The sequence below is a fragment of the Rhodococcus sp. GQ147 genome (assembly GCF_059759155.1).
In genome coordinates this window covers 26,178-52,792 of record NZ_JCAXDU010000007.1, presented here as the reverse complement: position 1 = coordinate 52,792, position 26,615 = coordinate 26,178, and the positions used below count along the sequence as shown (strand labels likewise).

The following is a 26,615-nucleotide window of genomic DNA, read 5'->3' as shown; positions in this document are numbered from 1 at the left end:
GTGCAGGATTGATACGGTCACCGCCGGAGGTGCACCGGATGGATGCGGACAGGATCGACGAACTCGTACAGGGCGGGATACGGACACAGGACGAGCTCGAGGCCGTCCTGGGCATTCCGCACCCGGCGATCGTCGACAAGGCGCGACCACACCTGACGCCGCTCATCAGGCATTTCCTGTCGCTGGCGCGGTTCTTCACGATCGCCACCGCCGACGCCGTCGGCAACTGCGACTGCTCGCCGCGCGGCGACATCGAGTCGGCGGTGCTCGTCCTCGACGACCACACGATCGCGCTGCCCGACCGGCCCGGCAATCGCCGCGCCGACTCGTACCGGAACATCCTCGAGAACCCTCACGTCGGGCTGCTGTTCTTCGTCCCCGGCGACGAGGAGGTGCTGCGGATCAACGGCCGCGCCACGCTGTCGACCGACCCCGACCTGCTCGGGAAGCTGTCGCTGCAGAACAAGCCGGCGCAGCTTGCTGTGATCGTGCAGATCGACGAGGTCTTCCTGCACTGCGCGCGGGCGTTGCTCCGCGCCAAGCTGTGGGATCCGTCGACCTATCCCGACCGTGCGGCGGTCCCCTCGATGCGCGACATGCACGCCGAACTCCACTCGATCGAGATCCCGGCCGACGCCGAGCCGGGCAAACGCGAGCTCTACCGCGAGTTCCTGTACTGACCGGACCACACGCGGCGAGTGCGTCACGATGGTGGGGTGACCTCTCGGATCGCCCAGATACGCCGCTGGCGCGCCGGCGCTGCACTACGCAGCCGCCTGCGCGACCTGACCGGCGCCCTCGTCGTCGTCACCGGTGGTGGTAGCGGGATCGGCCGGGCCTCGGCGATCGCCTTCGCCGCCGAAGGTGCCATCGTCGTCGTGGCAGACAAGGATCTCGACAGCGCCCGCGAGACGGTGGCGCTCGTGAACGTCCCGGCTCCCGGTGCCGGAGGTTCCGAGGCCGTTTTCGGCGGCGCCGCTCACGCCTACGAACTCGACGTCTCCGACGAACAGCAGGTCCGGAAGTTCGCGCAGACCGTTCGCGAGCGGCACGGCGTCGCCGACGTGCTCGTCAACAACGCGGGCATCGGTGTCATCGGTGCCTTCGCCGACACTCCGCAGAGCGTCTTCGAGAACGTGATGGACGTGAACTTCTGGGGAGTGGTCTACGGCTGCCGCGCCTTCACGGAGCAGATGATCGAGGCCGGCACGGGTGGGCAGATCGTCAACGTCTCGTCGGCCGCGGCGTACATGCCGCAACGCAACCTCGCCGCCTACACGACGAGCAAGGCCGGGGTGTTCATGCTGTCGGAGTGCCTGCGCGCCGAACTGCTCGAACACGGGATCGGCGTGACCGTCGTGTGTCCCGACCTGGTGGACACCAACCTCACCCGGGCGACGGAGTACGTCGCGCCGAACAAGGAACTACGAGCAGCACGACGCACCCGCACCCTCGCGATGTACCGGCGCCTGCACATCGCGCCGGAGAAGGTGGCCAAGGCGATCGTCGGGGCGGTCCGTCACAACAAGCCTGTGGTGACGGTCGCCCCGGGCGCGAAGGTCCGCAAGTGGCTGATGCGCTTCGCGCCCCGTGCCATGCGTGTGGGCGCACGATTCGACATCGATTGATGGTTCAGGCCTTCGAGGCGATCCAGTCGTGCAGCCACCGCGTGGCCGTCGTTCCGCGACCGTCGACCACGTAGTTCGAGTAGTCCTGGTGGATCTGCGACTCGTAGAACGTTCGGATCTTCTGCTCGCGCAGCTCGTTCGCCTCGGGCGTGAGCTGTAGCTGCAGCATCGGGATGCCTCCGGCGGTCATGATGTCGTTGTAGAGCGCCGTCGCCTCGTCGCGGTAGTTCTCGAGTTGCTCGAACGGGCTGCCCGCCGAGATCGCGAGGAAGCCGGCCAGTCGCGTGACGAAATCCTCCGGCGGCGTCGAGCAGTAGAGGTCGCCCACCGCGCAGATGGTGCGCACGTTGGGCGTTACGAATCCGAAGCCTCCCGCGCGGGCACCTCCCGCACCGGTGCCGGCGACGGGCGGACCGACGAACGGGTCGAGTTCGGAGCGGCGCGGATCGGACAGCAGACCCACCGCGACGAGGCGGTGCGGACCGATCACTCCCAGCCCGGTGCCGATCTCGGCGGCGAGATCGCCTGCGGCATCGGCACCCTGGCTGTAGCCGACGAGGGCGAAGTTCGTGAGGGGGCACCGCTCGGCGGTGGCCGCGATGATGCCGCGCGCGTTGTCGACGGCGCGATTGCGGGAGGCCGCGTACACGTCGCCCTCCCACGGAAAGGCCGTGGCGGGATACGCGACGTAGTCGACGCGGGCCCCGGCGGGAAGATTGGACGTGACCTGGGCGAGCATGCCGTTCCCACGGCCGGGGTCGGGGGTGTTCGAGGTCTCCCATGTTCCAGGCACAGCGACCACGTTCAGGGTCGGACATCCGGGCGGATTGGCTTGCGCCGCAGGCATTGCGGCGAATACTGCTGCACATGCCGCCACTGCGGCCACCGTTGCCGCCCACACTCTTCTCATAGCCATGTCCCCGCCCCGCTACTGTCCTGGTGCCGCGTCTCTCCCCGGCAGTATCGAGTAGAAGGATGACATATTCGTGAACCGGATGTGATGTATCCGAGTCCGGAACGTTGTCGGGAAACGACGGGGCCGGCGGATCAGCCGCGGACGACGGTCACCTGTCCCCCACCGATGTTCGTCACGAAGACGTTGCCCGTCCCGTAGTCGACCGCCGTTCCCGGAACCGGCCGCTCGACGACGCTCCCTTCGGCGGTCGAGGCGGGTTCCGCGACGACGATGTCGGGCCCGAAAAGGTTTGTCACATAGATGTTTCCGCTGAACGGATCGGTGACCACCGCGCCCGGCGGAGGCGGTGGCGGGGCCGGGAGCTCCGCCGGCGCGACGGCACGGTCGACGACCGTGACACCGCCCGTACCGATATTCGTGACGAAGACGCCGTCGGTTCCCGCGTCGAGGATCAGCTCCGGCATCCCGGGGAGCGGAGCCTGTGCAGGCCCCGCAACGGGCTCTGGCGTGACCTCCGTCCGGTGCACCGTGACCGCACCGGTACCGACATTGGTGACGGCGACGTTGCCGAGCCCGCCGTCGACCCGCATCTCCACGAGCGCGGTGGACACCTCGGTGCGTCCCGGGACACGCCCCTCGGGATGCGTGACGGTCACGGCGCCGGGACCCACGTTGGTGATGCATGCGTTGCCGACGCCGCCCTGGAGTCCGAGCAGGCGGGGACCGTCGAATCCGAAAACCGGTGGGACGGACTCGGCGCCGTCGATCGTCACGAGCCCGCCACCGTCGCGGATGCACGCGTCCGCAGGGTCCGCGGTCGCGGCCGGAGCCGCCGCGACGGCAGCCATGACGGCACCCGCACCCATCACGACCGTCGCCAGTGCCCGTCTCGTAGCCGTCATGCGCAGAACCATAACGGGTGCGACGCCCGGCGACACGGAAATATCACAAGCGCAGCGCGTCCGATGGTCCCTGTTGAGCGGATTTCTGTGGATCCACCCCCGGAAAGCAGGGGCAGCTCCACCGAAACCCGAGGAACGATGACCAAGTACCCCGCATGTAAGGGTAGGCATGCTTTACTTCCGCACGTGATGAACTCAGTGCGCCATTGGCCGGACCGTTTCGGCGATCACGCCGTCGCCGCCTTCCGCATCGCCGTCGGTTTCCTGTTCCTCTGCCACGGCACCACGAGCCTGTGGGCGTGGCCGGCGGAACCCTACGGCGGAACCACCGCACAACTCGGCGCATGGCCCGGCTGGTGGGGTGCGATCATCCAGGTCGTGTGCGGCACCGCCCTGATCGTCGGTCTCGGTACCCGGCTCGCGGCCTTCCTCGGCTCCGGATCGATGGCGTACGCCTACTTCTGGGGTCACCAGGCCGACGGCGCACTGCCCATCCAGAACGACGGTGAATCCGCCGCGCTGTTCTGCTGGGCGATGTTCGTCCTGATCTTCCTCGGCTCCGGATCGTGGGCCGTGGATCGCCTCCTCGCGCGGCGGCGCGAGGAGGCCACACCCGAACCGGCGCCGGCCACCGCAACCGACACCGATCCCGCGTCGCTCGTCGACGCCTGACCCCACCCACGAACGCCGCTCCCCGAACGCCACTGGGCCGCACACCTTCCGGTGTGCGGCCCAGTGGTCGTACCTCGTTCAGCGCTGCGGCATCGTGGTGGTCGCGATCGGCGCCGGCAACGCCGTCTCACCCTCGAGGAAGCGGTCCACCGCAGCGGCGCACGCGCGACCCTCGGCGATCGCCCAGACGATGAGCGACTGTCCGCGACCCATGTCGCCGGCGACGAAGACACCGTCGACGTTGGTGGACCACTCCGACGAACGGGCGACGTTGCCACGCTGGTCGAAGTCGACCCCGAGATCGGTGAGCAGACCCGGCTTCTCGGCACCGGTGAAGCCCATCGCGAGCAGCACCAGATCGGCCTCGAGTTCGAAGTCGCTTCCTTCGACCTTCTCGAAGCGACCGTCGACCATCTGCACCTCGTGCGCCTTCAGCGCGGTGACCTTGCCGTCCTTGCCGATGAATTCCTCGGTGTTGACGGAGAAGACGCGCTCGCCGCCCTCCTCGTGCGCCGACGAGACGCGGTACATGAGGGGGTAGGTCGGCCACGGGGTGGACTCGGCGCGCTGCTCCGGCGGCCGCGGCATGATCTCGAACTGGTGGACGCTCTCCGCACCCTGACGGTGCGAGGTGCCCAGGCAGTCGGCGCCGGTGTCGCCACCGCCGATGATGACGACCTTCTTACCCTCGGCCGTGATGGTCGGGGCCGGCAGATCGCCGAGCTGCACGCGGTTGGCGATCGGCAGGAACTCCATCGCCTGGTGGATGCCGTCGAGCTCGCGTCCGGGGATCTGCAGGTCGCGGGCGACGGTCGCGCCGCCGGCGAGCACCACGGCGTCGAACTGCTCGCGCAGCTCATCGGCGGTGATGTCGACACCCACGTTCACGCCCGGCTTGAAGACGGTGCCCTCGGCCTCCATCTGCGCGAGACGGCGGTCGATGAAGCGCTTCTCCATCTTGAACTCGGGGATGCCGTAACGGAGAAGACCACCGATGCGGTCGGCCCGCTCGAACACCGTCACCGAGTGACCGGCACGCGTGAGCTGCTGTGCCGCAGCGAGACCGGCAGGCCCGGAGCCGACTACCGCGACCTTGCGGCCGGTGAGCTTCGACGGCGGAACCGGCTTGACGCGGCCGTCGTCGAAGGCCTTCTCGACCAGCTCGACCTCGACCTGCTTGATGGTCACCGGGTCCTGGTTGATGCCGAGCACGCACGACGCCTCGCAGGGCGCCGGGCAGAGCCGGCCGGTGAACTCGGGGAAGTTGTTCGTGGCGTGGAGACGCTCGATCCCGTCCTCCCACTTACCCTTGTAGGCGAGGTCGTTCCACTCGGGGATGAGATTCCCGAGCGGGCAACCGTTGTGGCAAAAGGGGATACCGCAGTCCATGCAACGGCTTGCCTGGGTCCGGAGGGTGTCGAGCGGGAACGGCTCGTAGACCTCCTTCCAGTCGAGGAGTCGCAGCGGGACAGGCCGGCGGACCGGCGTCTCGCGGGAACCGTGCTTGAGGAAACCGGTGGGATCAGCCACGAGCAGCCTCCATGATCGCCTCGTCCACGTTCGCACCACGGATGGTGGCGTCCTTGATAGCCATGAGTACCTTCTTGTAATCGCGAGGCATGACCTTCGCGAAGTGGCTGACCTGTTGTGACCAGTCGGCCAGGATGCGGGCTGCGACCTCGGAGCCCGTTTCGTCACGATGCCGTTCGACGGCGCCCTTGAGCCACGCGAAGTCCTCGCCCTCGAGATCCTCGAGGTCGACCAGCTCGGTGTTCAGGTTGTTCTCGAAGTCCTTGTCCGGGTTGTACACGAACGCGACGCCACCGGACATGCCCGCACCGAAGTTGCGGCCGGTCTTGCCGAGGATGACGACCTTGCCACCCGTCATGTACTCGCAGCCGTGGTCGCCGACGCCTTCGACGACGGCCGTGGCTCCGGAGTTGCGGACCGCGAAGCGCTCACCCGCGATGCCACGGATGAGGACCTCACCCGAGGTGGCACCGAACAGGATGACGTTGCCGGCGATGATGTTGTCCTCGGGCACGAAACCCTCGGCCGCATTGTGCGGCGGGCGCACGATGATGCGACCACCCGACAGGCCCTTGCCGACGAAGTCGTTCGCGTCGCCGTTGAGCCGCATCGTGATGCCGCGCGGGACGAACGCACCGAAGCTGTTGCCGGCCGAACCTGCGAAGGTGATGTCGATCGTGTTGTCCGGCAACCCTTCCGCACCGTACTTCTTGGTGAGCTCGTGGCCGAGCATCGTGCCGACGGTGCGGTTGACGTTGGTGATCGGAGTGTCGAACGAGACCGACGTACCCGACTCGAGAGCGGGCTGCGCTTTCGCGATCAGCTCGTTGTCGAGTGCCTTGTCGAGAGCGTGGTACTGCTCCTTGGTGCAGTGCATGTCCTGCTCCCCGAAGATCGGGGAGGTGACCTTCTCGAGCAGCGGCGACAGGTCGAGCTTCGACGCGCGGTAGTGCTCGACGGCCTTGCGGGTGTCGAGGACGTCCACCTGGCCGATGGCCTCGTCGAGACTGCGGAAACCGAGTTCGGCGAGGTACTCGCGCACCTCTTCGGCGATGTACAGCATGAAGTTCTCGACGAACTCCGGCTTGCCGGTGAACCGCTTGCGCAGCACCGGGTTCTGCGTCGCGACACCCACGGGGCAGGTGTCGAGGTGGCACACACGCATCATGATGCAGCCCGAGACCACGAGCGGCGCGGTCGCGAAACCGTACTCCTCGGCGCCGAGGAGAGCGGCGACCACGACGTCGCGGCCGGTCTTCATCTGGCCGTCGACCTGCACGACGATGCGGTCGCGCAGACCGTTGAGCATCAGCGTCTGCTGGGTCTCGGCGAGACCGATCTCCCAGGGAGCACCCGCGTGCTTGAGGGAGGTCAGCGGCGACGCGCCGGTACCACCGTCGTGACCCGAGATGAGCACGACGTCGGCGTGTGCCTTCGACACACCCGCGGCGACCGTGCCGACACCGAGCTCGGAGACCAGCTTCACGTGGATGCGGGCCTTCGGGTTGGCGTTCTTCAGGTCGTGGATCAGCTGCGCGAGATCCTCGATCGAGTAGATGTCGTGGTGCGGCGGCGGCGAGATCAGGCCGACGCCGGGCGTCGAACCACGGACCTCGGCGACCCACGGGTACACCTTGTGCGGCGGCAGCTGGCCGCCCTCACCGGGCTTAGCGCCCTGCGCCATCTTGATCTGGATGTCGGTGCAGTTGCTCAGGTAGTGCGCGGTCACACCGAAGCGACCCGAGGCGACCTGCTTGATCGCCGAGCGCCGCCAGTCGCCGTTCTCGTCCGGGGTGAAACGGCTCGGATGCTCGCCGCCCTCACCGGAGTTCGAGCGGCCACCGAGACGGTTCATCGCGATCGCGAGGGTCTCGTGCGCCTCGGCCGAGATGGAGCCGTAGCTCATCGCACCGGTCGAGAAGCGCTTGACGATCTCGCTCGCCGGCTCGACCTCGTCGAGCGGCACCGGCGGGCGCACGCCCTTCTTGAACTCGAACAGACCGCGCAGCGACGCGAGTCGCTCCGACTGGTCGTCGACGAGCTTCGTGTACTCCTTGAAGATCGAGTACTGGCCGGTGCGGGTCGCGTGCTGGAGCTTGAACACCGTGTCCGGGTTGAACAGGTGGTACTCGCCCTCACGACGCCACTGGTACTCGCCACCCACCTCGAGCTCGCGGTGCGCGCGCTCGGACTGGCGGTCGAGGAAGGCCGTGCGGTGACGGGCCGCGACGTCCGCGGCGATCTCGTCGAGACCGACACCGCCGAGCTGCGACTGCAGACCGGTGAAGTACTCGTCGACGAGTTCCTGCGACAGGCCGATGACCTGGAACAGCTGCGCACCGGTGTAGGAGGCGAGCGTGGAGATGCCCATCTTGGACATCACCTTGAGCACGCCCTTCGAGGCCGCCTTGATGTAGTTGGCGATGGCCTTGTCGAGGGTCATGCCCTCGGGCAGGTCGCCGTTCTGCAACAGCTCGTCGATGCTCTCGAACGCCATGTACGGGTTGACCACGGCCGCACCGAAACCGCACAGGGCGGCGATGTGGTGGACCTCGCGGGCGTCGCCGGCCTCGACGAGCAGACCGACCTTGGTGCGGGTCTTCTCGCGGACGAGGTGGTGGTGCACCGCGGAGGTGAGCAGCAGCGACGGGATCGGCGCCAGCTTCTCGTCGGACTCGCGGTCGGACAGCACGATCAGGCGTGCGCCCTTCTCGATGGCCTGCGAGACCTGCTCGCGGATCGAGGCGAGGGCGCGACGCAGACCCTCACCGCCCTCCGCGACCGGGTACAGGCCGCGGATGATGACGCTGTTGAAGCCGGGGAACTGCTTCTCGTCGTTGACGTGGATGAGCTTCTGCAGGTCGTCGTTGTCGATGACCGGCGCACCGATGAGAATCTGCCGGCACGACGCCTCGGTCGGGTTCAGCAGGTCGCCCTCGGGGCCGAGCATGCCGCCCATGCTGGTGACGATCTCCTCGCGGATCGCGTCGAGCGGCGGGTTGGTGACCTGGGCGAACAGCTGCGAGAAGAAGTCGAACAGCTGACGCGGACGCGACGACAGCACGGCGATCGGCGTGTCGGTGCCCATCGAGCCGAGCGCCTCGGCTCCGGAGGCCGCCATCGGCTTGACGAGGAGATCAACCTCTTCGCGGGTGTAGCCGAATACCTGCTGCCGCAGCACGACACGCTCGTGCGACATGTAGGTGTACTTGCTCTCGGGCAGATCCTCGAGACGGGTGACGCCGCCTGCGACCCACTCCTCGTAGGGATGCTCGGCGGCGAGCTCGCGCTTGATCTCCTCGTCCTCGACGATGCGGCCCTTGGCCGTGTCGACGAGGAACATGCGGCCCGGCTGCAGGCGACGCTTGCTGACGATCTTCTCGGTGGGGATGTCGAGCACACCCACCTCGGAGGCCATGACGACGAGGCCGTCGTCGGTGACCCAGGCACGCGAGGGGCGCAGGCCGTTGCGGTCGAGCACGGCGCCGATGACGGTGCCGTCGGTGAAGCACACCGAGGCCGGTCCGTCCCACGGCTCCATGAGGGCCGCGTGGTACTCGTAGAACGCGCGACGGGCCGGATCCATCGAGTCATGGCGCTCCCACGCCTCGGGGATCATCATGAGCACGGCGTGCGGCAGGCTGCGACCACCGAGGTGCAGCAGTTCGAGCACCTCGTCGAAACGCGCGGTGTCGGACGCACCCGGCGTGCAGACCGGGAAGATCTTCTCGAGCTTGTCGCGACCGCCGAAGACCTCGGTGTCGATGAGTGCCTCACGGGCGCGCATCCAGTTGGCATTGCCCGTGACGGTGTTGATCTCGCCGTTGTGCGCCACGCGGCGGAAGGGATGCGCGAGCGGCCACGACGGGAACGTGTTGGTGGAGAACCGCGAGTGCACGAGACCGAGGGCCGAGACGACGCGCTCGTCCTGCAGGTCGCGGTAGAAGCCCTTCATCTGGGGCGTGGTGAGCATGCCCTTGTAGACGAAGGTCGACGCCGACAGGCTCGGGAAGTAGACGGTCTCGCTGCCGGGACCGTCCTCGCCCGCGCCGTGGTGGCCGAGCTCGTGCTCGGTGCGCTTGCGCACGACGTACGCGCGGCGCTCGAGCTCGAGGCCGGTGAGCGCGCGGGCGCCGGAGGCGATGAAGATCTGCCGGAAGGTGGGCATGGCGTCCTTGGCCATGGAACCCAGCTCGGACTCGTCGATCGGCACCTCGCGCCAGCCGAGGACCTCGAGGCCCTCTTCGACGACGATGCGGTCGACCTCGGCGGCCGCGGCGTCGGCCTTGGCGGTGTCCTTGGGCAGGAACGCGATACCGGTCGCGTATGCGCCTTCGGCGGGAAGATCGAAGTCGACGACCTCACGGAAGTAGGCGTCGGGGACCTGGATCAGGATGCCGGCGCCGTCGCCGGTGTTCTGTTCCGCTCCCGCTGCACCGCGGTGTTCGAGATTCACCAGGGCGGTGATCGCCTTCTCCACGATGTCGCGACTGCGACGACCATGCATGTCGACGACGAACGCGACGCCACAGGAGTCGTGCTCGTTCGCCGGGTGGTAGAGCCCTCGAGGCCCGGGGAGATGAGTCATACCTAGCCTTCGTTGATGCGATAGCACCGACGACCAGCAGCGCTGATGGCCATCTACTGCCGTAGACGGGTATCGGCCGGGTGCCCGATACCTTCGACATCGCCAGTATCCGCTCATCCGCGACGGTGCGGGTGCCTTTTCGGCAGCGCGAGCGTGGACCCGGCGACCGGTGGGACGTCGTGGTCCCACCGTCTTCGAAACGAACGATATGCCAGGTGGCGGGGGGTAATGCAAGCAAGCCTGCCCTATTCTTCCGCCCACCTGCGGAAACGCAGCCGTAACGCACCGGAATCGCGGGCGTCACCCTGCCGTGGAAAGCAGCATTCGCACCATTCGGGACACGCCGTCGCGCGGGTCCGGCCCGTCGTCCTGCGAGGTGCAGCGATGCAGGATCAGTCCGTCCAGGTAGTCGATGAGAACCCGCGCGGCGGTGGCGGAATCGTCGACGCCGAGGCCCGCGAGCACGGTCCCGATCCATCCGCGCAGTTCGCTGCGGCGGGTTTCGACCCCGGCACGCAGTTCGGGCGTCGCCATCGCCTCGACGAACATCGCGAAGCGTGCGCGGGTCCGCACGAGGTCGTCCCCCGTCACGAACATCACATATCCGTGCGCCAGGTCTTCGAGCTCACGTGCGTCCCCCGGCAACGCGGCGCCGATCGCCTCGAGCTGGACCCGGTCCCGCTCGAGGAGCCTGTCGAGCACCCCTTCGACGAGAGCCTGGCGGGTGCGGAAGTAGTTCGACGTGGAGCCGGCCGGCACACCGGCGATGGCATCCACGCGGCGGTGGGTGAGGGCGCGCAATCCTTCGGTCCCCACGAGTTCGATTGCGGCGTCGAGGACGGTGGCGCGTTTGTCGGTCACGAGAGACATTCTACGAGGATCACTACAGGGGTAGTGACTGTCCACTACATACGTAGTACCGTCATGACATGACCGTGAAGCCAGGCAGTGCAGCGATCCTCGGCGGCGGAATCGGAGGGCTCACCGCCGCGAACACCCTCCTCCGCCACGGATGGCACATCGACGTGTTCGAACGATCTCCGGAGCCTCCGCGCACCGGCACCGCGCTCGGGATGTGGCCTCCTGCCCTGGCCGCACTCGAAGTTGCCGGCGTCGGCGGACGGGTGGAACAACTCGGCGTGACACAGCGCTCCGCGACGCTCAGACGCTGGGACGGTGTGGTGCTCGCCCACGTCGGGGACCTTCGCCGGGCACCGGTCATGGTTTCCCGGCCCGCCCTCCTCGACATCCTGCTGTCCGGCCTCCCCGACCACATCGTGAAGTTCGACGCCCCCGCGCCACCGCTCACGGCCCTCGCCGGATACGACGTGATGATCGGCGCGGACGGAATCGGCAGTGCGGTACGTGACGAGGCGTTCGGTCCGGCCTACCGGCCCGTGCACACCGGGTACGGAGCGTGGCGCGGCTGGGTCGGCGGCTCCACCACGAACCATGGAGAAACCTGGGGTCCCGGCGCGCTCTTCGGAATCACCGACCGCGACGGCGACCTCACCAACTGGTTCGCCGCCGTCCGCACCACCGAAGGCACCGGCGGCACCCTCGACGACCTGTACGGCCGCTTCCACGACTGGCACCCCGGCGTACGCGACATCCTCGGCCGCCTCGACCCCGACGACGTCATGTACCACGACCTGTACGAATCCCCCCGCCTCCCGTCGTACGTCCGCGGCAACACCGCACTGATCGGCGACGCGGCGCATGCGATGGCACCGAATCTCGGCCGCGGCGCATGCGAAGCAATCGTCGACGCCACGACACTCGCGACGCTGTTGTCCGAGCATCCGGTACCGATCGCTCTGCAGCGCTATGACCGTGCCCGTCGACGCCGCACCCAGCTCCTCGTGCCCGCGTCACGGGCGGTCGCCAGGATCGCGACCGCGTCCCGGCTGACATCTCTCCGCGACTCCTCCATCACAGCATTCGGCCGCATCGCCTGAAACGTTCCGAAAATCACCCGGTCGAGGGAACCGATCGTCACGCTGCTGCGTCCAACCCTGATGAAACGTCTGCCGGACAGGAGTTGGTGAGCTGATGTCAGCGCTGAAGGTCGACCCGGACTCGTTGAAGAGCCTGGCCCATGCCCTGGAGGGAGAAGCCGAGACCATCTACGCGTTGGAACCGTCCGCGGCGCTCGAGTCGGTAGCGGGCGCGATGCCATCCTCAGCGGTCGGTGGTGTCGCCGGACGCGCGGGAGCACCACTCGACACCGCCTACCGCGCTATGGCCAACTGCCTGCGACGCATGGCCGAGGCCACCGAAGCGGCCGCACGGAACTACGAGGTGGCCGAGGAGGAATTCAGCCGCCAACTCGCGGCCGTCGGATCCGACTTCGAAGGAACGGCCCCGTAGATGTTGTCTCCTTCCGCGATCCGCTCGCTCGATCCGGCTGCGCTCACCACGGCTGCCGACGCGGTCGAGTCCGCAAACAACACATTCCGGGAGTCGACCCACCGCGTCGACCGGAATGTGGATGCCACGTTCGGTGGATGGGACGGTGAAGGCGGGGCCGCCGCCGCGGCACGCGCGTGGAGTGACCGGGTGGCCGGCCAAGGCATCAGCCGCGCTGTCAGCGAGCAGGTCGACGCCCTCCGCGACGCTGCGAACACGCTCATTCCCGCCCGCGCCACCGTCGTCGGAATCGTCGACAATGCGGTTGCAGCCGGCTTCACCGTCCACGACGACGCGCGGGTCGAGGCACCCCGAACCCACACGGGCGACGCGCAGACCGACCTCGTCGTGCAAGCGGGTCTCGACGACACCGCCATGAACTTCGAGGTCCAACTGAAATCGGCGGTGCGCACATTCTACAAACTGGATCGAGACGCCGCCGCCCGACTCGAGCAGGTCAGCATCCGACTCTCCACGTTCGGCGGGGAATTCCGTTCTCAGAACACACATTCCATCGATGCTCCGGACGGTGCTGCCGACGCTGCGCTCCTAGCATCCGGGGCTGCACGCGATACCGATCTCGAACGCATCGGACGCACCCTGTCGCTACCGTCGGGTGCGAGCATCGAGTACCTCGACGCCTTCTACAACAGCCTCGACGAGGACGAACTGGCGAACCTGCACGAGACGTACAAGACATGGGAAGCCGAAGGCAAGCCCGACGCGGCGCTCTGGGCCGACGGTCTCGGTAACGGTCTGCTCATTCTGTCGAATCCCGAATACGGCGGGTCGTGGGAGTCGGTGCCGCAGGACATCAGGGACACCATTCGATACGGCTACGAGCCCGACCCGAACGCCGAGCATCCCCGTGAACCACTGGATCGGCTGGATCGACTCGGCGCGATACTCGGCGATGCCAACCCGCAGTATCGACCCGGCACCGAGATGGGTATCGAGATGAGCCGGGTCGCCGGATATATGGCGGGCATCCCCACCTATGCCGATCCCCACATCGTCCCCACCCCCGACCCTTCCTATTACGACCACACGGCAAGCACATTCCTCGACCTCGCCACCCGGAACACCGACACGTCGTATCACCTGCTCACCCGCACCGACGTCGACGGCAGCCCTGCGGACTTCAGTAGGGACGAGGTGCTCGTTCCGCTGCTCACCCGCGAATGGGCCGACGACGGAGCAACTCTGGCCGGCCTGACGGAGTGGATCGCTGCCGACGCGTTGCCCGCCGACCCGGGTGACCCCGCAGCAGTAATCCGAGCCGAACGTGCGGGCGAGGCAGCATTCGGTTTGGCCGAGGTGTTGTCTGCGCCGGAGTCTGAGTGGAACTCCGACAACAACTTCAACCGTTTCCTCCATATGCCGGGTGCCTCCCGGGAAGAAACCGACCTGACCATAGGTGACGTCAATCCTGTTGCTGTCCGTTCCTTCGCGACCGCCCTGTCACCGTTCGTCGGCGACATGGTCGGTTCCGTCGACGACGCCACCGCCACCAGCGGCTTCGGTGAACTCGGCCCCGTCCCGGCGACGCGCGTATTCACCCTCATGAACACCGACCCCGCGGCAGGTGCCCTTCTCAACGGTGCAGCAATCGCGCAGGCCACCGATTTCGACCGCCGGTTCGCTCTCGAACAACTCGACGGTGTGAACAAGTACAGCTACGGAACGTATTCGGGCCGGTTGCAAAGCCTCGTCGAGGTCGGTTTGAGCAGTACCTACGAGAACGAGAAGCTGGTCGAGCAGGCGGCGATCGACAACCGGAACCAGTCCAGAGCAGACGCGTATGCCGTGGCCCAAACCCTCGTCACCGGTGCGGTGACGGCGTTGCCGGGTGGCGTGGTCACGGGTCCGCTCGTGTACTCGACAGGGGTTCTGCTGCAATCCGAAATCGTCGATGCTGAAGGGCAATACGTGGGGCATCCGTCGGGGGTCGAGGGGTTCGATTCCGAAATGTATCTGACCGAGACAGGTGCCGAGAATACTCGGAGATACAACATGCTCAGCTCGCTGGTGGATTCGGGAGCCATCGACACAGCACAAGTGTCGCCAGGCTGGTTGACCGACGGCTCTCTCGTTCCCCGCGATCTCATGGAAGGACGTTTGTTGAGCGATCAAGTCCCCGATCTACTCCACGAAGCCGGGATCGAAAGTTCGGCTCAAACCGAGTACTTGCGCATTTCGAACTCGGGAGCAGGCGACCTTCGAAATATCGTCTATGCAGACCAACGCAATGGCGAACAAGGATTCCGAGACGTACTGACCAACAATGTCGTCCCGTCCGGCGGTGAACGGTGGAACTACTCGTGACCAAGAATCGATTCGACCCAACTGAACGAACCGGACCTCCGCCCCTCTACATCATGCTGCTGACTGTGGTTCTCGCAGCGGCATGTGCATCGCCCGAATCACCTCGAGTGGATACGGAGGGAGCTACCCAGTTGACCTCCACCGAATATCAGCCGCCCGAACAGGTCCGAAATACCACGTTCGTGTGGTCCGCAGAACCCGACGTCGACCTGTTCGATGAACGCGGCAGGTTGATTCGCGCAGCACAGGAATCGAAGATTATCGCCTACTACGCAGGAATCGATGTCACATACCCGGGCTTCGCCGAGGCGCTCGATCCACACTACGCAATCGGGATCAGTACAACACTGCAGACATCTCTCGCTGGCACCATCCGCGCACATATCCTCGAAATCAACGACATACACGAGGGATTCAAAGCGACCATCTGCAGTCAAGAATCGAATTTGGCCACACGAGTACGCGATGAGGACTATCGGATCAAGGTTTTCTCCGGCCGTGAAGAGTTTGTGGAATTCGGCCCGACAACCGAAGCGCACCGCCACGAAAAATGGATGCAACGGCACGAACCACCGCGCCCCGCGCCGGAAACACAATACTTGTCGGCGCTCCCCACCTCTGAGCATCGATGGTCTGCCCCAACGGAAGATCTGTTCACCGGAACGGGACTGACAGTCACCTTCGGCTCCGACCTCGGCGAGACGATGCATCGCTGCGAGGAGTGGGGTCGCAGTATCGAACCCGATGTGCCGGACAGAGGGTCCGAGCTCATCATCTCCCCCACCCCACCCGAAACTCTCCCCGCCTACCCGGGCTGGTGAGAAAGGAACCGTGTTGACGTATCCAGAAGAACTCTCTGTCACCGTCAGGCGTGTGCAGGACACGATCGAACGGATAGTAGGCAACGGATCGGTCCACGACATCCGTATCAGCGTCACCCCGACCGGCCGCATCGTCGCCCTCGAGATCCCGCCCGAGGCGTACAACTGGTCGCCGGACGTGCTCGCGACTCGCATTACCGCCGCTCACGACCTCGCATCCGCGGACGCCGACGAGCAGGCCCGCTACGCGCGCGTCGAGTTGGCCGGCGACCCGCGTATCCGGCGCATCGTCTCTGGGATCGGGCAGCGCTGACCTCGAGGTGAACGGCCCGTAAATAACAACTGGCCGCAGCGATAAGAATCAGCTGCGGCCAGAGGTAACGAAAGAATAACTTGGGACACCCGAAACCGTAAGCCCGTCTCAGGTGAGGTCTGTCACAAAGTGTCTCGTTGCCACACCCGGTGGGTACCGAGCAGATCGAGCACCTGCGTAACCGCCGTCTGGGGATCGTCCGCGACGACGACACCCGGTGCCGCCAGACCCTCGAGTGCCGCAGCTCCCGGACCCCACGCCGCCAGGGTTTTCTGGTGGCGGAACGTCTCGTCCACGAGGATCTGCACCCTCTTATCTGCGGGTGCAGCGGCCAGAATGACCGCGTCGAACTCGATCGAGCGGGCCGTGAGGAAGGTGCGCGAGATCGGCACGACTCCCCCGAGCATCCCGCCGTGCGGGGCGACGACCAGCGGGACGCAGTCGGCCGCGTCCACGGCCTGCACGGCCGCGAGCACCTGATCGACGTCGGTGGTGTCGTCGGCGACGATGCCGATCAACCGGCCCTGCACGGGCCACGTCTTGCCGACCTGCGCCAGCGCGGGGCTCTGCGGGAGATCGGAGACCTCGACGGTCGGCTTCGGAGCGGGCAGACCGAGACCGGCCGCCACCTTCTCGCACAACCCGGTGTCGATGTTCGCCAGGATCTGCAGCTGCCGCTCCTTGATGGACTGCTCGTAGCACTTGCCCAGCTCGAAGGTGTAGGCGTAGGCCACGTGGTCCTGCTCTATCTCCGACAGGCTCAGGTAGAACTGGCGGACCTGCGTGTAGTGGTCGTCGAACGACCGGGAGACCTCACGCTCCTTCTTCGCCGCCGGTACCTCCACCGGCAGGTCGACGAAGGCACCCTCGGTGACACCGGCCATGAACGGGCATCCCGCGTCGAGCGAGTTCGGCTTGTACGGAGCGACACCGGTGTGGACGGCGTGCTGGTGGAAGCCGTCGCGGAACATGTCGTTGACGGGTGCATGCGGACGGTTGATCGGGATCTGCCCGAAGTTCGGTCCACCGAGTCGCGTCAGCTGGGTGTCGAGGTACGAGAACAGGCGACCCTGCAGCAGCGGATCGTCGGTGACGTCGATGCCCGGGACGAGATGGCCCGGGTGGAAGGCGACCTGCTCGGTCTCGGCGAAGAAATTGGTGGGGTTGGCATTGAGGACCATCGTGCCGATGATCTGCACGGGCGCGAGTTCCTCGGGGACGATCTTGGTGGGATCGAGCAGGTCGATGCCTTCGAAGACCTGCTCCGGGGTGTCCGGGAAGACCTGTACGCCGAGATCCCATTCGGGGTACGCACCGGCCTCGATCGCGTCGGCGAGGTCGCGGCGGTGGAAGTCGGGATCGAAGCCGTTGATGAGCTGGGCTTCCTCCCACACCAGCGAATGCACGCCGAGCCGCGGCTTCCAGTGGAACTTCACCAGCGCGGTATCACCCTCGGCGTTGACCACACGGAAGGTGTGGACGCCGAAGCCCTCCATCATGCGGTAGGAGCGCGGGATGCCGCGGTCGGACATGTTCCACATCGTGTGCGCCGTCGCCTCGGTGTGGAGCGAGACGAAATCCCAGAACGTGTCGTGAGCGCTCTGTGCCTGCGGGATCTCGCGATCCGGGTGCGGTTTGGCCGCGTGGACGACGTCCGGGAACTTGATGGCGTCCTGGATGAAGAACACCGGGATGTTGTTGCCGACGAGGTCGAAAGTGCCTTCCTCGGTGTAGAACTTCGTCGCGAAGCCACGAGTGTCGCGCACCGTGTCGGCCGAGCCACGGGAACCGAGCACCGTCGAGAACCGCACGAACACCGGTGTCTCCACGTCCTTCTGGAGGAACTGGGCACGCGTGATCGAGCTTGCGGCACCCGTCGCGCGGAAGACGCCGTGGGCACCGGCGCCGCGGGCGTGCACCACGCGCTCCGGGATGCGTTCGTGGTCGAAGTGGGTGATCTTCTCGCGGAAGTGATGATCCTGCAACAGGATCGGCCCGCGCCGACCGGCCTTGAGCGAGTGGTCGGTATCCGTCAGCCGCGCCCCCTGAGCCGTCGTCAGGTACTCGCCCTGCTGGGCACGGCCGCGCGGCAGATCCGCGGGAGTGCCGGTGGCCGTCCTGACCTCGGGCTCCGCCTGATCGGGCTTGGGCTCGGGCGGAGTCGTGGGCGTCGTGGGTTCCTCCACGGGTGGCACGGTGGACGAGGGAACACCGGGGATCTTCGGGGTGTCGGCGGGCATGGGAACTCCGATTCGTGTGCTGTCGTCGGGGCTGGACACGTCTTTCCCACGGCTACCCGGAAGGACGGCGGCCAAACGCGGCGGCGGGGCCGTCGGGTCAGAAGTCCTCGTCGATGCAGGCGAGCCGGTCGCCGGCCTGTCCGGCCTCACCCGGTGCGGTCTTGGTGTGCTGTGCGTGGAGCACCACCGAGTTGGCTTCGCCGTCGCGGAACTCCCAGTCGACGGTCGTGGACGCCTCGGCGTTGCCCTGCGCGTCGGTGGTGATGTCGAGCCAGATCTCGTTCTGCGGATTGGCGTAGGCGGGATCGGTGGACGGGGAGTCGGGGTTCGCCGCCGGGTCGACCCGGTTCTGGTAGTGCGGCCCCGAATCGGACGGGTTCGGCCCGCACGGCCGGGTGTGGACGTGCGCCCCGAAGTCCCGATCGGGTTGCAGACCCATCACCCTGAGGGTGACGGTGGTCCGGCCGTTCTCCTCTTCGGATTCGACGTCGAAGGTCGCGCCGACCGGCACGGCCGCTTCGTCGTAGGTGAAGGCATTGTCGTCGTCGCCTCCCTCGTTCGGGAGCCCGAAGGCGTCGCCACTCATCCCGGGCAGCGGCGTGGGCATGGAATCGGTGGTGGTGGTCGTGAGCGAAGTGGGTGGGGTCTCGACGGTGGTCTCGGTGTCGGTGGACGAGTCGTCGCTGCTGCACCCGGCAGCCACGAGCGTGGCGACGGAGAAGCCCGCGACGAGACATGCGTGACGTGTGTTCATGACTTCGACGTACCCCGAGGGGCCGTCGGCGAACCTGACCGCAGGGAACGTGCCCGCGCCGGGGGCGCGCAGGTCCTGCCCGGTGTTACGACCCGGCCTCGCCGTCCTCGGCCTTCTGTGCCTCGACGATCGCGGCGAGATCCTCCGCGACCTTCTTCTCCACGGCGCTCTTGTTCACGCCGGCCGCCGAGAGCACGCCGTCGCCGTTCTCGAGTTCGAGGAGCGCGAGGAGGATGTGCTCGGTGCCGATGTAGTTGTGCCCGATTCGCAGGGCTTCGCGGAAGGTCAGCTCGAGGGCCTTGCGGGCACCCGCGTCGTACGGGATGAGTTCGGGGACGTCGCTCGACGGTTCGGGGAGCGTCGCCACGGCGGCCGAGCGCAGCGCCGCGAAGTCGACATCCTGGGCCGCGAGTGCGCGGGCGGCGAGCGACTCGGTGTCGACGAGCAGACCGAGAATCAGATGGACGGGCGTGATCTCGGGGCTTCCCGTGGCACGCGCTTCGTTCATCGACGCCATCACGGTGTTCTGCGCGCGCGGGGTGAATCGCGAGAACCCCTGCTCGGGGTCGAGGTCGTTGTCGCTCTTCGAGACGAACCGTTTCTGGGCTGCCTGCTTGGACACGCCCATGCTCTGCCCGATCTCGGACCACGACTTGCCGGACCGTCGGGCCTGATCGACGAAGTGGCCGATCAGGTGATCGGCGACCTCACCGAGGTGGTCGGCCGCGATGACGGCATCGGAGAGTTGTTCGAGCGGATCGTCGTGGACCTTTTCGATCGCATCGATGAGGTCGTCGAGCCGGATGAGATGGGACGGCCGAATGGGTTCCATGCGTCAACTCTAAGTTGACGCATGGTTTGCGTCAACCTTGGGTTGACGATCAGGTTTGCGCGGTCGTCGTAGCGGAGAGCGAGACCTCGATGCGCGTGCCCTCGCCTCCCACGGCGAGCACGTCGCCGAAGCCCTCCACCAGCGACTCGACGAGGACGGGCAGGTCGGGGACGGCGGCGGAGTCTGCGTTGATTCCGATGCAGCAGTGGCTCGTGTGCGACATCAGCGTGATGTTGACGGCCGAACCGACGGTGGGAGCGAACGGGTAGTACCTCAGCACCTCCGCACCGGCCATGTACAGCGGGATCGGGGAACCCGGGACGTTCGACGCGAGAAAGTCGATGTGCTCGAGGATCCCACCCAGCACACCGGCCGGGAGCACGTTCAGCACACCCGCGATGGCGGACGAGAGCGGCACGGCCGGTTCGTCCCGCCACGACCGGACGATCCGGTCCACCCGGTGCATCGACGCGACCGGATCGGCGACATCGAGGGGAAGAGCGAACCGCGCCAGGGTGATCCGGTTTCCCCCGATCGCGTCACTCTCGCGCCGGAGACTGATCGGCAGCGTCGCCCTCAGTTCGGCGACCTGCGCGCCGTGCCGGGAATGGTAGTGCTTCAGCCCCAACAGGATTCCGGCCAGGAAAGCGTCGTTGAGCGAGGAGTTCGCTGCCCGTCCGGCCTGTCGCAGAGCGTCGAGCGGCAGATCGAGGGCTGCGACCTCCCGGACGGTGCTGCGGCCGACCATCACCGGGGACAGCGTCGTGAACACCGGTTGCACGAACCGGGCCGTCGAGCGGGCCGTGTCCACCACGCTGCGCAGCGCCGCGACCGGATTCGTCACCGACCTCAGACCGGAACGCACGAGCCACGGCACACCCCTCCCCACCATCTCGCCGGCCGTCGAGAGGTACCAACCCACGGAATCGGCGAGGGCCGACGCCGGAGCCGAGGTCGGCGGATCCTCGGGCAGTGGCCCGCGGTCGGTACCGTCGCGCTCGAAGTCGACCATCTCGTTCGCGATCTGAATGCCGCCGATGCCGTCGGTGAGCGAGTGGTGCACCTTGAGAACGATCGCGGCGCGACCGTCGGCGAGGCCGTCGACGATCGTCGCCTCCCAGAGGGGACGGTCCTTGTCGAAGGCCGACATCGCCGCGGCGCGCACGAGCGGGAGCACGGCGTCCAGTCCCCCGGGATGCGGGAGCGCGATGCGCCGCAGATGCCAGGACAGGTCGAAGTCGGGGTCGTCCACCCATCGCGGTGGGGTCCGTCCGAACGGGGATTCGACGAGCTTGCGGCGGAAGCTCGGCACCGCACGTGTTCCGCGCTCCATCATCCGGACGAAGCGCTCCTGGTCGGGTGACCGGTCGAGCAGAGCCACCGCGACGATCGTGGACCGCAGGACGGGGTCCTTCTCCATCCGCCACGACATCAGATCCGGCTGCGACATGTGCCGACCGTCCGCACCCATGCGCACCACCTCCCGCCTCCGGTTCTCCTCGCACGGTAACCGCCGCAATGCGCGGATACCGGCGATATCGGCCCGCGAACAGCACCGATGGGCCGGATCGAGGACCTTTCGCTCACGCTGACGCAAACCCTGGTCCCCCGCCGACGGATCGCACAGGATCGGTGACGACTTCGACGCCGTCGAAGTTCGCTCCCCCATCGCCAGTACCGTGAGGAAGTCCATGCCCCGTCTACGTCGTGCCGGATCGACGGCCGTCATCGCGCTCCTTCTGACCGCGGTCGCGGCATGTAGCTCCGGTTCCTCGGGCGACGGCCTCGCTTCCGACAGCGCGCTGCCCACGGAGATCCCGGCGGGCACCAAGCTCGTCATCGCCGACCAGGGTGAGCGACAGCTGTCCCTCCTCACCGGTTCCGGACAACTCGACGCCCTGCCGTTCGAGTACGAGTTCGCGACCTTCCAGGGCGCGCCCGCGATCCTCGAGGCCTTCCGCGCCGACGCGGTCGACGTCGCGTGGGCCGGCGAGATCATGACCGTCCAGTCGCTGGTCGCCGGTGACGACGTGCAGGTCGTCGCGGCCATGCAGACGAACAACAGCCTCAACATGGGCATCGCCCCGAACGCATCGGACATCACGACGCTCGCGGACCTGAAGGGCAAGCGCATCGGCTACGCCGAGGGCACCTCGCAGCAGGCCTTCGTGCTCCGCGGTCTCGACAAGGCAGGCCTGTCGGTCGACGACGTCGAGCTCGTGTCGATGTCGCTGCCGGACTTCCCGGATGCACTGCGCTCCAACCAGATCGACGCCGCCCCGATGAGCGAGCCGGTCTTCTCCCGGTACATGCAGACCCCGGGTGCGACGTCGCTGCCGCGCCCCGAGATCGAGGACCTCAGCGAAGGCATCTCGTACCTCTACTCGAGCAAGAAGGCCCTGTCCGACCCGGCGACCGCCGCAGCGGTCCGCGCCTACGTCACCGCGTACATCACGTCCGTCGACTGGGCCGACAACAACCGCGACGCGGACATCGACACCTACTTCGTGAAGAGCCAGGGCCTGACGGCCGAGGCCGGCGAGCGCATCCTCGACACCTCCGGGATCACCACCTTCCCACACCTCGACGAGGAGCTCATCGCGACCCAGCAGCACACCATCGACGTGATCAATGCCGCCGGTGAACTGCCCAAGCCCGTCGACGCCGCCGACGCCTTCGATCTGCGCTTCGACGAGGTCGTCACCGAAGCGGTCGCCGAGACCGGCGCCTCCCACACCCGCAGCTGACCTTCCGAGGGGAATCCGACATGACGAACCGCCAACTCAACCTCAACGCCTTCATCTACCCGACCGGCCACCACGAGGCCTCGTGGCGCCATTCCGGCAGCGTGCCCGAGCGTCTCTACGACGTCACCTACTTCCAGGAACTCGCCCGCCTCGCGGAGAGCGCGAAACTCGACGCGGTGTTCTTCGCCGACGGTCCGGCTCTGCGCACCGAGGTGAAATACCGTCCGGACTACGGCCTCGAACCGATCACCACGCTCGCCGCGATGGCCACGGTCACCACGCATCTCGGGCTGATCGCCACGGCGTCGACCACCTACTACGAGCCCTACAACCTCGCCCGGTTGTTCTCCTCGCTCGATCACATCTCCGGTGGCCGCGCCGCCTGGAACATCGTCACCACCGCGACCGACGCAGCGGCAGCGAACTTCGGGTACACCGAACACCCCGACGTGCACGAACGATACGCCCGGGCACGCGAATTCGTCGACGCCGCGATCAAGCTGTGGGATTCGTGGGAGGACGACGCACTCGTCCTCGACAAGACCGCCGGCGTCTACGCCGACCCGGACAAGATCCACCGCATCGACGTCGAGGGTGACTACGTCAAGGTGCGCGGCCCGTTCGGTTCGGCCCGCTCGCCGCAAGGGCGCCCGGTGCTCGTGCAGGCCGGATCCTCCAACGACGGCCGCGATTTCGCGTCGACCTACGCCGAGGCGATCTTCACCGCGCACCAGCGCATCGAGGACGCCCAGGCCTTCTACACCGACATCAAGACCCGCGCAGCAGCATTCGGACGCAACCCCGATCACGTGAAGATCCTTCCCGGCCTGAGCCCGTTCATCGGCGCAACCGAGGCCGAAGCGAAGGAACTGCATCGCGAGTTCAACGAACTCACCATCGTCGAATACGGTCTCGGGCAGCTCCAGAAGATGGGCCGCATCGACGTGTCCCGGCTCGAGTTGGACGAGAAGGTTCCGCTCGAATTGTTCGCCGGCGCAGGCGACATCACCGACAACAACAACAGCCGCCGCCTGGTCTTCGCGAAGATCGTCGAGCGCGAACAGCCGACCCTGCGTCAGCTGCTGCACAAGCTCGCCGGCGCACGCGGCCACAACGTCGTCGCGGGCACGCCGGTGCAGATCGCCGACATCATCGAGGAGTGGTTCACCAACGGCGCCGCCGACGGCTTCAACATCATGCCGCCGCAGTACCCGCAGGGCCTCGAGGCGTTCGCTTCCCAGGTGGTGCCGATCCTGCAGGAGCGCAGCCTGTTCCGGACCGAGTACACCGGCACCACCCTGCGCGACCACTACGGCTTGCCGCGTCCGGAGAGCCAGTACGCACACGAACTCGCCCTGTCCGGTGCCACCGGTGATTTCGCACCGGGCGGCGCCACCGGCGACTTCGCACTGTCCGGCGTCTGATCGAACCGACGAAAGGACTGGAGCCATGAGCGTCTCCGTCGAATCCCGGCGTTTCGGCAGTGACCTGGCCGGTGACGCCGACACCGACCAGAAGCCCGACTCCGGCGCGACGGCCGACCTGTCGCCGCGCACGACCCGCAGCCGCCTCGCTCCCGGCAAGCCGATCAAGTTCGGCCTGGCGATCGGCCCGGCGCTGCTGCTGGTGGCATGGATCGTCACCTCGGCCACCGGGGTACTCGATCCGAAGGCCCTCTCGGCGCCGTGGACGGTCGTCACCACCGCATGGGAACTGATCGGCGACGGGCGACTGCAGTCGAACCTGTGGACCTCCGTCCAGCGCGCCCTGATCGGCGGGGTCATCGGCGTCGTCCTCGGACTGGTGCTCGCACTGGCCGCCGGCCTGTCGCGCATCGGTGAGGCGCTGATCGACGGACCGGTGCAGATCAAGCGCTCCATCCCCACCCTGGCGTTGATGCCGCTGGCGATCCTGTGGTTCGGCATCGGCGAGGAGATGAAGATCCTGCTCATCGCCCTGTCGGTCTTCGTCCCCGTCTACATCAACACCTACTCGGCGCTACGCGGCATCGACGCCCGCTACGTCGAACTGGCCGAGACGCTGGATCTGTCCCGCGCCCAGTTCGTCCGGCGCATCGCCCTGCCGGGGGCGCTGCCCGGTTTCTTCACCGGCCTGCGCCTGGCGGTGACCATCTCGTGGCTGGCCCTGGTGGTCGTCGAGCAGGTCAACGCTTCGAGCGGTATCGGCTACCTGATGTACCAGGCCCGCAATTACGGCATGACCGAGATCATCATCGTCGGACTGGTGGTCTACGCGATCCTCGGATTCGGCAGCGACCTGCTGGTCCGTGCGGCAGAGAGGAAGGCGCTGGCATGGCGCAGGACGATCGGCAACTGACCGTACGCACCCGGGGACTGAGCCGCGGCTTCGACGGACGCGCGGTGCTGAACAACATCGACCTCGAGATCGCCCCCGGCGAGTTCGTGGCACTGCTCGGCCGCAGCGGCTCGGGCAAGAGCACCCTGTTGCGTGCCCTGGCCGAACTCGACCACGGCGTGCCCGGTTCTGGCACCCTCGAGGTGCCGCAGAAGCGGGCGGTGGTCTTCCAGGACTCGCGACTGCTGCCCTGGGCGCGGGTGCTCGACAACGTGATCCTCGGCCTCGACGGCGACGACGCCGCCGAGCGCGGCCGCACGGCCCTGGCGGAGGTCGGGCTCGCCGGACGCGAGAAGGCCTGGCCCACCGAGCTGTCCGGGGGTGAACAGCAGCGGGTGTCGCTGGCGCGGTCGCTCGTGCGCGAACCCGAACTGTTGCTCGCCGACGAACCGTTCGGTGCCCTCGACGCACTGACGAAGATCAGGATGCACGGACTGCTGCAGGAACTGTGCGCCAAGCACCGGCCCGCGGTCCTGCTCGTCACCCACGACGTGGACGAGGCCATCGCTCTCGCCGACCGCGTGCTCGTGCTCGACCACGGCTCGTTCGCCGTCGAACTGACCATCGACCTGCCGCATCCGCGAGCCGATCACGTCGTCGAGATCGCGGAGTACCGCCGCACCCTGCTCGAGGCACTGGGGGTCGAGGTCGCCGTCTGAGCGATCCACGCTGTCTCCGATGGAGCGACCCCCGCTCCGTCTCCGTCCGAGCGATCCGCTCCGGAGCGATCGATGAGAGAGAATCGAATCGTCGCTCCGGAGTCGCCGACGGGAGATGCATCGTGTGTGGACGCTATGCCAGCACCAGTACCCGTGGGGATCTGCTCGCGGCCTACGACGCCGTCGAGGCAGTGGGTGAGGAACTGCCCCCGTCGTACAACATCGCCCCCACCCAGCGCGTGAACGTCGTGCTCGAGCGGGCGCCACGCGAGGACCCGGATGCCGAGCCGATCCGCATCGTGTCCTCGCAGATCAAGTGGGGGCTCGTGCCGTTCTGGGCGAAGGACCCGAAGATCGGGTCGCGGATGATCAACGCCCGGTCCGAGACCATCACCCAGAAGCCGGCCTTCAAGGCGGCCGCGGCGAAGCGGCGGTGCGTGCTGCCGGCCGACGGATACTACGAGTGGATGAAGGGTGAGGACGGGAAGAAGATCCCGTTCTTCCTGCACGCGGACGGGCCGATCTCGATGGCCGGGCTCTACGAGCTGTGGCCGGACCCGGAGCTGCCGGAGGACCATCCCGACCGCTGGTTGTGGACGTGCTCCGTGCTGACCCGTCCGGCGACCGACGCCGCCGGGCACATCCACGAACGGTCGCCGGTGATCCTGCCCGACACCTTCGTCGATCCGTGGCTCGATCCCGACCTGAAGAACCGCGACGACGTCGACGCCCTGCTGAATTCGATTCCCGAACCGACCCTCGAACCCTACGAGGTGAGCACGGCGGTCAATTCGCTGCGGAACAACAACCCCGACCTGCTGCGTCCTGTCGATTCGTGATATTTCGGCCGTATGGCGTTCCCCACGTCGGACCGGAACGAATATCGGAATTGACTAAAGTTGC

22 protein-coding genes are annotated in these 26,615 nt (G+C 66.9%); 13 read left to right on the top strand and 9 right to left on the bottom strand.

Features of this window, described 5'->3' with window-relative positions; genetic code table 11:
- The first annotated feature begins 38 nt into the window (after positions 1-38).
- Entirely contained in the window at positions 39-680 is a 642-nt protein-coding gene (locus AC6CID_RS10265) for an MSMEG_1061 family FMN-dependent PPOX-type flavoprotein (RefSeq protein WP_006553337.1), read from the top strand.
- Between the two features lie 36 nt (positions 681-716).
- Positions 717-1,628, top strand: a complete 912-nt coding sequence (locus AC6CID_RS10260; RefSeq protein ID WP_094979630.1) for an SDR family NAD(P)-dependent oxidoreductase — start codon at positions 717-719, stop codon at positions 1,626-1,628.
- A gap of 4 nt (positions 1,629-1,632) precedes the next feature.
- Here AC6CID_RS10260 and AC6CID_RS10255 read toward each other — a convergent pair whose 3' ends face one another.
- Both AC6CID_RS10255 and AC6CID_RS10250 read right to left on the bottom strand, forming a co-directional pair.
- Complete coding sequence (locus AC6CID_RS10255; protein WP_080678516.1) at positions 1,633-2,475, bottom strand: cutinase family protein; 843 nt, start codon at positions 2,473-2,475, stop codon at positions 1,633-1,635.
- A 200-nt stretch (positions 2,476-2,675) separates the two neighbouring features.
- Positions 2,676-3,446 (bottom strand): YncE family protein, encoded by a 771-nt coding sequence (locus AC6CID_RS10250; protein WP_232512458.1) that lies wholly within the window; start codon positions 3,444-3,446, stop codon positions 2,676-2,678.
- Between the two features lie 189 nt (positions 3,447-3,635).
- Between AC6CID_RS10250 and AC6CID_RS10245 the strand changes: the two genes are divergently transcribed.
- Entirely contained in the window at positions 3,636-4,118 is a 483-nt protein-coding gene (locus AC6CID_RS10245) for a DoxX family protein (protein ID WP_019290420.1), read from the top strand.
- A gap of 78 nt (positions 4,119-4,196) precedes the next feature.
- On the opposite strand, the gene AC6CID_RS10240 is transcribed toward AC6CID_RS10245, so the two are convergent.
- From AC6CID_RS10240 to AC6CID_RS10230, 3 genes are all read right to left on the bottom strand, one after another.
- Entirely contained in the window at positions 4,197-5,648 is a 1,452-nt protein-coding gene (locus tag AC6CID_RS10240; protein WP_006553332.1) for a glutamate synthase subunit beta, read from the bottom strand.
- On the bottom strand, positions 5,641-10,236 hold the full coding sequence (gene gltB / locus AC6CID_RS10235; protein ID WP_498353918.1) for a glutamate synthase large subunit: 4,596 nt from the start codon (positions 10,234-10,236) through the stop codon (positions 5,641-5,643). Before gltB ends, AC6CID_RS10240 begins: the two co-directional genes overlap by 8 nt.
- Positions 10,237-10,536: 300 nt before the next feature.
- Positions 10,537-11,106 (bottom strand): TetR/AcrR family transcriptional regulator, encoded by a 570-nt coding sequence (locus AC6CID_RS10230; protein WP_269064397.1) that lies wholly within the window; start codon positions 11,104-11,106, stop codon positions 10,537-10,539.
- A gap of 59 nt (positions 11,107-11,165) precedes the next feature.
- On the opposite strand from AC6CID_RS10230, the gene AC6CID_RS10225 reads away from it, so the two are divergent.
- The 5 genes from AC6CID_RS10225 to AC6CID_RS10205 all read left to right on the top strand — a co-directional run bounded on the left by AC6CID_RS10225 (position 11,166) and on the right by AC6CID_RS10205 (position 16,104).
- A complete protein-coding gene (locus AC6CID_RS10225; RefSeq protein WP_498353917.1) occupies positions 11,166-12,194 on the top strand; it encodes an FAD-dependent monooxygenase in 1,029 nt (342 codons plus the stop codon).
- A 94-nt stretch (positions 12,195-12,288) separates the two neighbouring features.
- Entirely contained in the window at positions 12,289-12,606 is a 318-nt protein-coding gene (locus tag AC6CID_RS10220) for a type VII secretion target (RefSeq protein ID WP_252173499.1), read from the top strand.
- Positions 12,607-14,970 carry a TPR repeat domain-containing protein gene (locus tag AC6CID_RS10215; RefSeq protein ID WP_498353916.1) on the top strand — a complete coding sequence of 788 codons (2,364 nt, stop codon included), beginning with the start codon at positions 12,607-12,609 and terminating at the stop codon, positions 14,968-14,970.
- A 131-nt stretch (positions 14,971-15,101) separates the two neighbouring features.
- Positions 15,102-15,791 (top strand): hypothetical protein, encoded by a 690-nt coding sequence (locus AC6CID_RS10210; RefSeq protein WP_231781327.1) that lies wholly within the window; start codon positions 15,102-15,104, stop codon positions 15,789-15,791.
- Positions 15,792-15,843: 52 nt separating this feature from the next.
- Positions 15,844-16,104 (top strand): YbaB/EbfC family nucleoid-associated protein, encoded by a 261-nt coding sequence (locus AC6CID_RS10205; RefSeq protein ID WP_033098113.1) that lies wholly within the window; start codon positions 15,844-15,846, stop codon positions 16,102-16,104.
- 122 nt (positions 16,105-16,226) lie between these two features.
- Here AC6CID_RS10205 and AC6CID_RS10200 read toward each other — a convergent pair whose 3' ends face one another.
- The 4 genes from AC6CID_RS10200 to AC6CID_RS10185 all read right to left on the bottom strand — a co-directional run bounded on the left by AC6CID_RS10200 (position 16,227) and on the right by AC6CID_RS10185 (position 21,401).
- Entirely contained in the window at positions 16,227-18,344 is a 2,118-nt protein-coding gene (locus AC6CID_RS10200) for a catalase (RefSeq protein ID WP_019290428.1), read from the bottom strand.
- A 97-nt stretch (positions 18,345-18,441) separates the two neighbouring features.
- On the bottom strand, positions 18,442-19,098 hold the full coding sequence (locus AC6CID_RS10195; RefSeq protein ID WP_033098111.1) for a superoxide dismutase family protein: 657 nt from the start codon (positions 19,096-19,098) through the stop codon (positions 18,442-18,444).
- Positions 19,099-19,183: 85 nt separating this feature from the next.
- On the bottom strand, positions 19,184-19,930 hold the full coding sequence (locus AC6CID_RS10190; protein ID WP_200359138.1) for a Clp protease N-terminal domain-containing protein: 747 nt from the start codon (positions 19,928-19,930) through the stop codon (positions 19,184-19,186).
- Between the two features lie 49 nt (positions 19,931-19,979).
- Positions 19,980-21,401 carry a wax ester/triacylglycerol synthase domain-containing protein gene (locus AC6CID_RS10185; protein WP_498353915.1) on the bottom strand — a complete coding sequence of 474 codons (1,422 nt, stop codon included), beginning with the start codon at positions 21,399-21,401 and terminating at the stop codon, positions 19,980-19,982.
- 220 nt (positions 21,402-21,621) lie between these two features.
- On the opposite strand from AC6CID_RS10185, the gene AC6CID_RS10180 reads away from it, so the two are divergent.
- From AC6CID_RS10180 to AC6CID_RS10160, 5 genes are all read left to right on the top strand, one after another.
- Entirely contained in the window at positions 21,622-22,677 is a 1,056-nt protein-coding gene (locus AC6CID_RS10180) for an ABC transporter substrate-binding protein (RefSeq protein ID WP_217579322.1), read from the top strand.
- Positions 22,678-22,697: 20 nt separating this feature from the next.
- Positions 22,698-24,101 carry an LLM class flavin-dependent oxidoreductase gene (locus AC6CID_RS10175; protein WP_217579323.1) on the top strand — a complete coding sequence of 468 codons (1,404 nt, stop codon included), beginning with the start codon at positions 22,698-22,700 and terminating at the stop codon, positions 24,099-24,101.
- A gap of 25 nt (positions 24,102-24,126) precedes the next feature.
- Positions 24,127-25,014, top strand: coding sequence for an ABC transporter permease (locus tag AC6CID_RS10170; protein WP_498353914.1), 888 nt, complete (start codon positions 24,127-24,129; stop codon positions 25,012-25,014).
- Positions 24,990-25,712, top strand: a complete 723-nt coding sequence (locus AC6CID_RS10165; protein ID WP_019290435.1) for an ABC transporter ATP-binding protein — start codon at positions 24,990-24,992, stop codon at positions 25,710-25,712. Before AC6CID_RS10170 ends, AC6CID_RS10165 begins: the two co-directional genes overlap by 25 nt.
- A 122-nt stretch (positions 25,713-25,834) precedes the next feature.
- The gene (locus AC6CID_RS10160; RefSeq protein ID WP_498353913.1) at positions 25,835-26,551 is read left to right on the top strand and encodes an SOS response-associated peptidase; all 717 of its coding nucleotides are present in this window, start codon (positions 25,835-25,837) and stop codon (positions 26,549-26,551) included.
- Positions 26,552-26,615: the final 64 nt, after the last annotated feature.

Bases quoted from the DNA above. Each gene is read 5' to 3' on its own strand.
- AC6CID_RS10215 (WP_498353916.1), top strand. From the start codon at position 12,607: ATGTTGTCTCCTTCCGCGATCCGCTCGCTCGATCCGGCTGCGCTCACC.
- AC6CID_RS10165 (WP_019290435.1), top strand. From the start codon at position 24,990: ATGGCGCAGGACGATCGGCAACTGACCGTACGCACCCGGGGACTGAGC.
- AC6CID_RS10190 (WP_200359138.1), bottom strand. From the start codon at position 19,930: ATGGAACCCATTCGGCCGTCCCATCTCATCCGGCTCGACGACCTCATC.
- AC6CID_RS10225 (WP_498353917.1), top strand. From the start codon at position 11,166: ATGACCGTGAAGCCAGGCAGTGCAGCGATCCTCGGCGGCGGAATCGGA.
- AC6CID_RS10195 (WP_033098111.1), bottom strand. From the start codon at position 19,098: ATGAACACACGTCACGCATGTCTCGTCGCGGGCTTCTCCGTCGCCACG.
- AC6CID_RS10170 (WP_498353914.1), top strand. From the start codon at position 24,127: ATGAGCGTCTCCGTCGAATCCCGGCGTTTCGGCAGTGACCTGGCCGGT.
- AC6CID_RS10200 (WP_019290428.1), bottom strand. From the start codon at position 18,344: ATGCCCGCCGACACCCCGAAGATCCCCGGTGTTCCCTCGTCCACCGTG.
- AC6CID_RS10250 (WP_232512458.1), bottom strand. From the start codon at position 3,446: ATGACGGCTACGAGACGGGCACTGGCGACGGTCGTGATGGGTGCGGGT.
- AC6CID_RS10245 (WP_019290420.1), top strand. From the start codon at position 3,636: ATGAACTCAGTGCGCCATTGGCCGGACCGTTTCGGCGATCACGCCGTC.
- AC6CID_RS10255 (WP_080678516.1), bottom strand. From the start codon at position 2,475: ATGCCTGCGGCGCAAGCCAATCCGCCCGGATGTCCGACCCTGAACGTG.
- AC6CID_RS10220 (WP_252173499.1), top strand. From the start codon at position 12,289: ATGTCAGCGCTGAAGGTCGACCCGGACTCGTTGAAGAGCCTGGCCCAT.
- gltB (WP_498353918.1), bottom strand. From the start codon at position 10,236: ATGACTCATCTCCCCGGGCCTCGAGGGCTCTACCACCCGGCGAACGAG.
- AC6CID_RS10180 (WP_217579322.1), top strand. From the start codon at position 21,622: ATGCCCCGTCTACGTCGTGCCGGATCGACGGCCGTCATCGCGCTCCTT.
- AC6CID_RS10230 (WP_269064397.1), bottom strand. From the start codon at position 11,106: ATGTCTCTCGTGACCGACAAACGCGCCACCGTCCTCGACGCCGCAATC.
- AC6CID_RS10185 (WP_498353915.1), bottom strand. From the start codon at position 21,401: ATGGGTGCGGACGGTCGGCACATGTCGCAGCCGGATCTGATGTCGTGG.
- AC6CID_RS10265 (WP_006553337.1), top strand. From the start codon at position 39: ATGGATGCGGACAGGATCGACGAACTCGTACAGGGCGGGATACGGACA.
- AC6CID_RS10175 (WP_217579323.1), top strand. From the start codon at position 22,698: ATGACGAACCGCCAACTCAACCTCAACGCCTTCATCTACCCGACCGGC.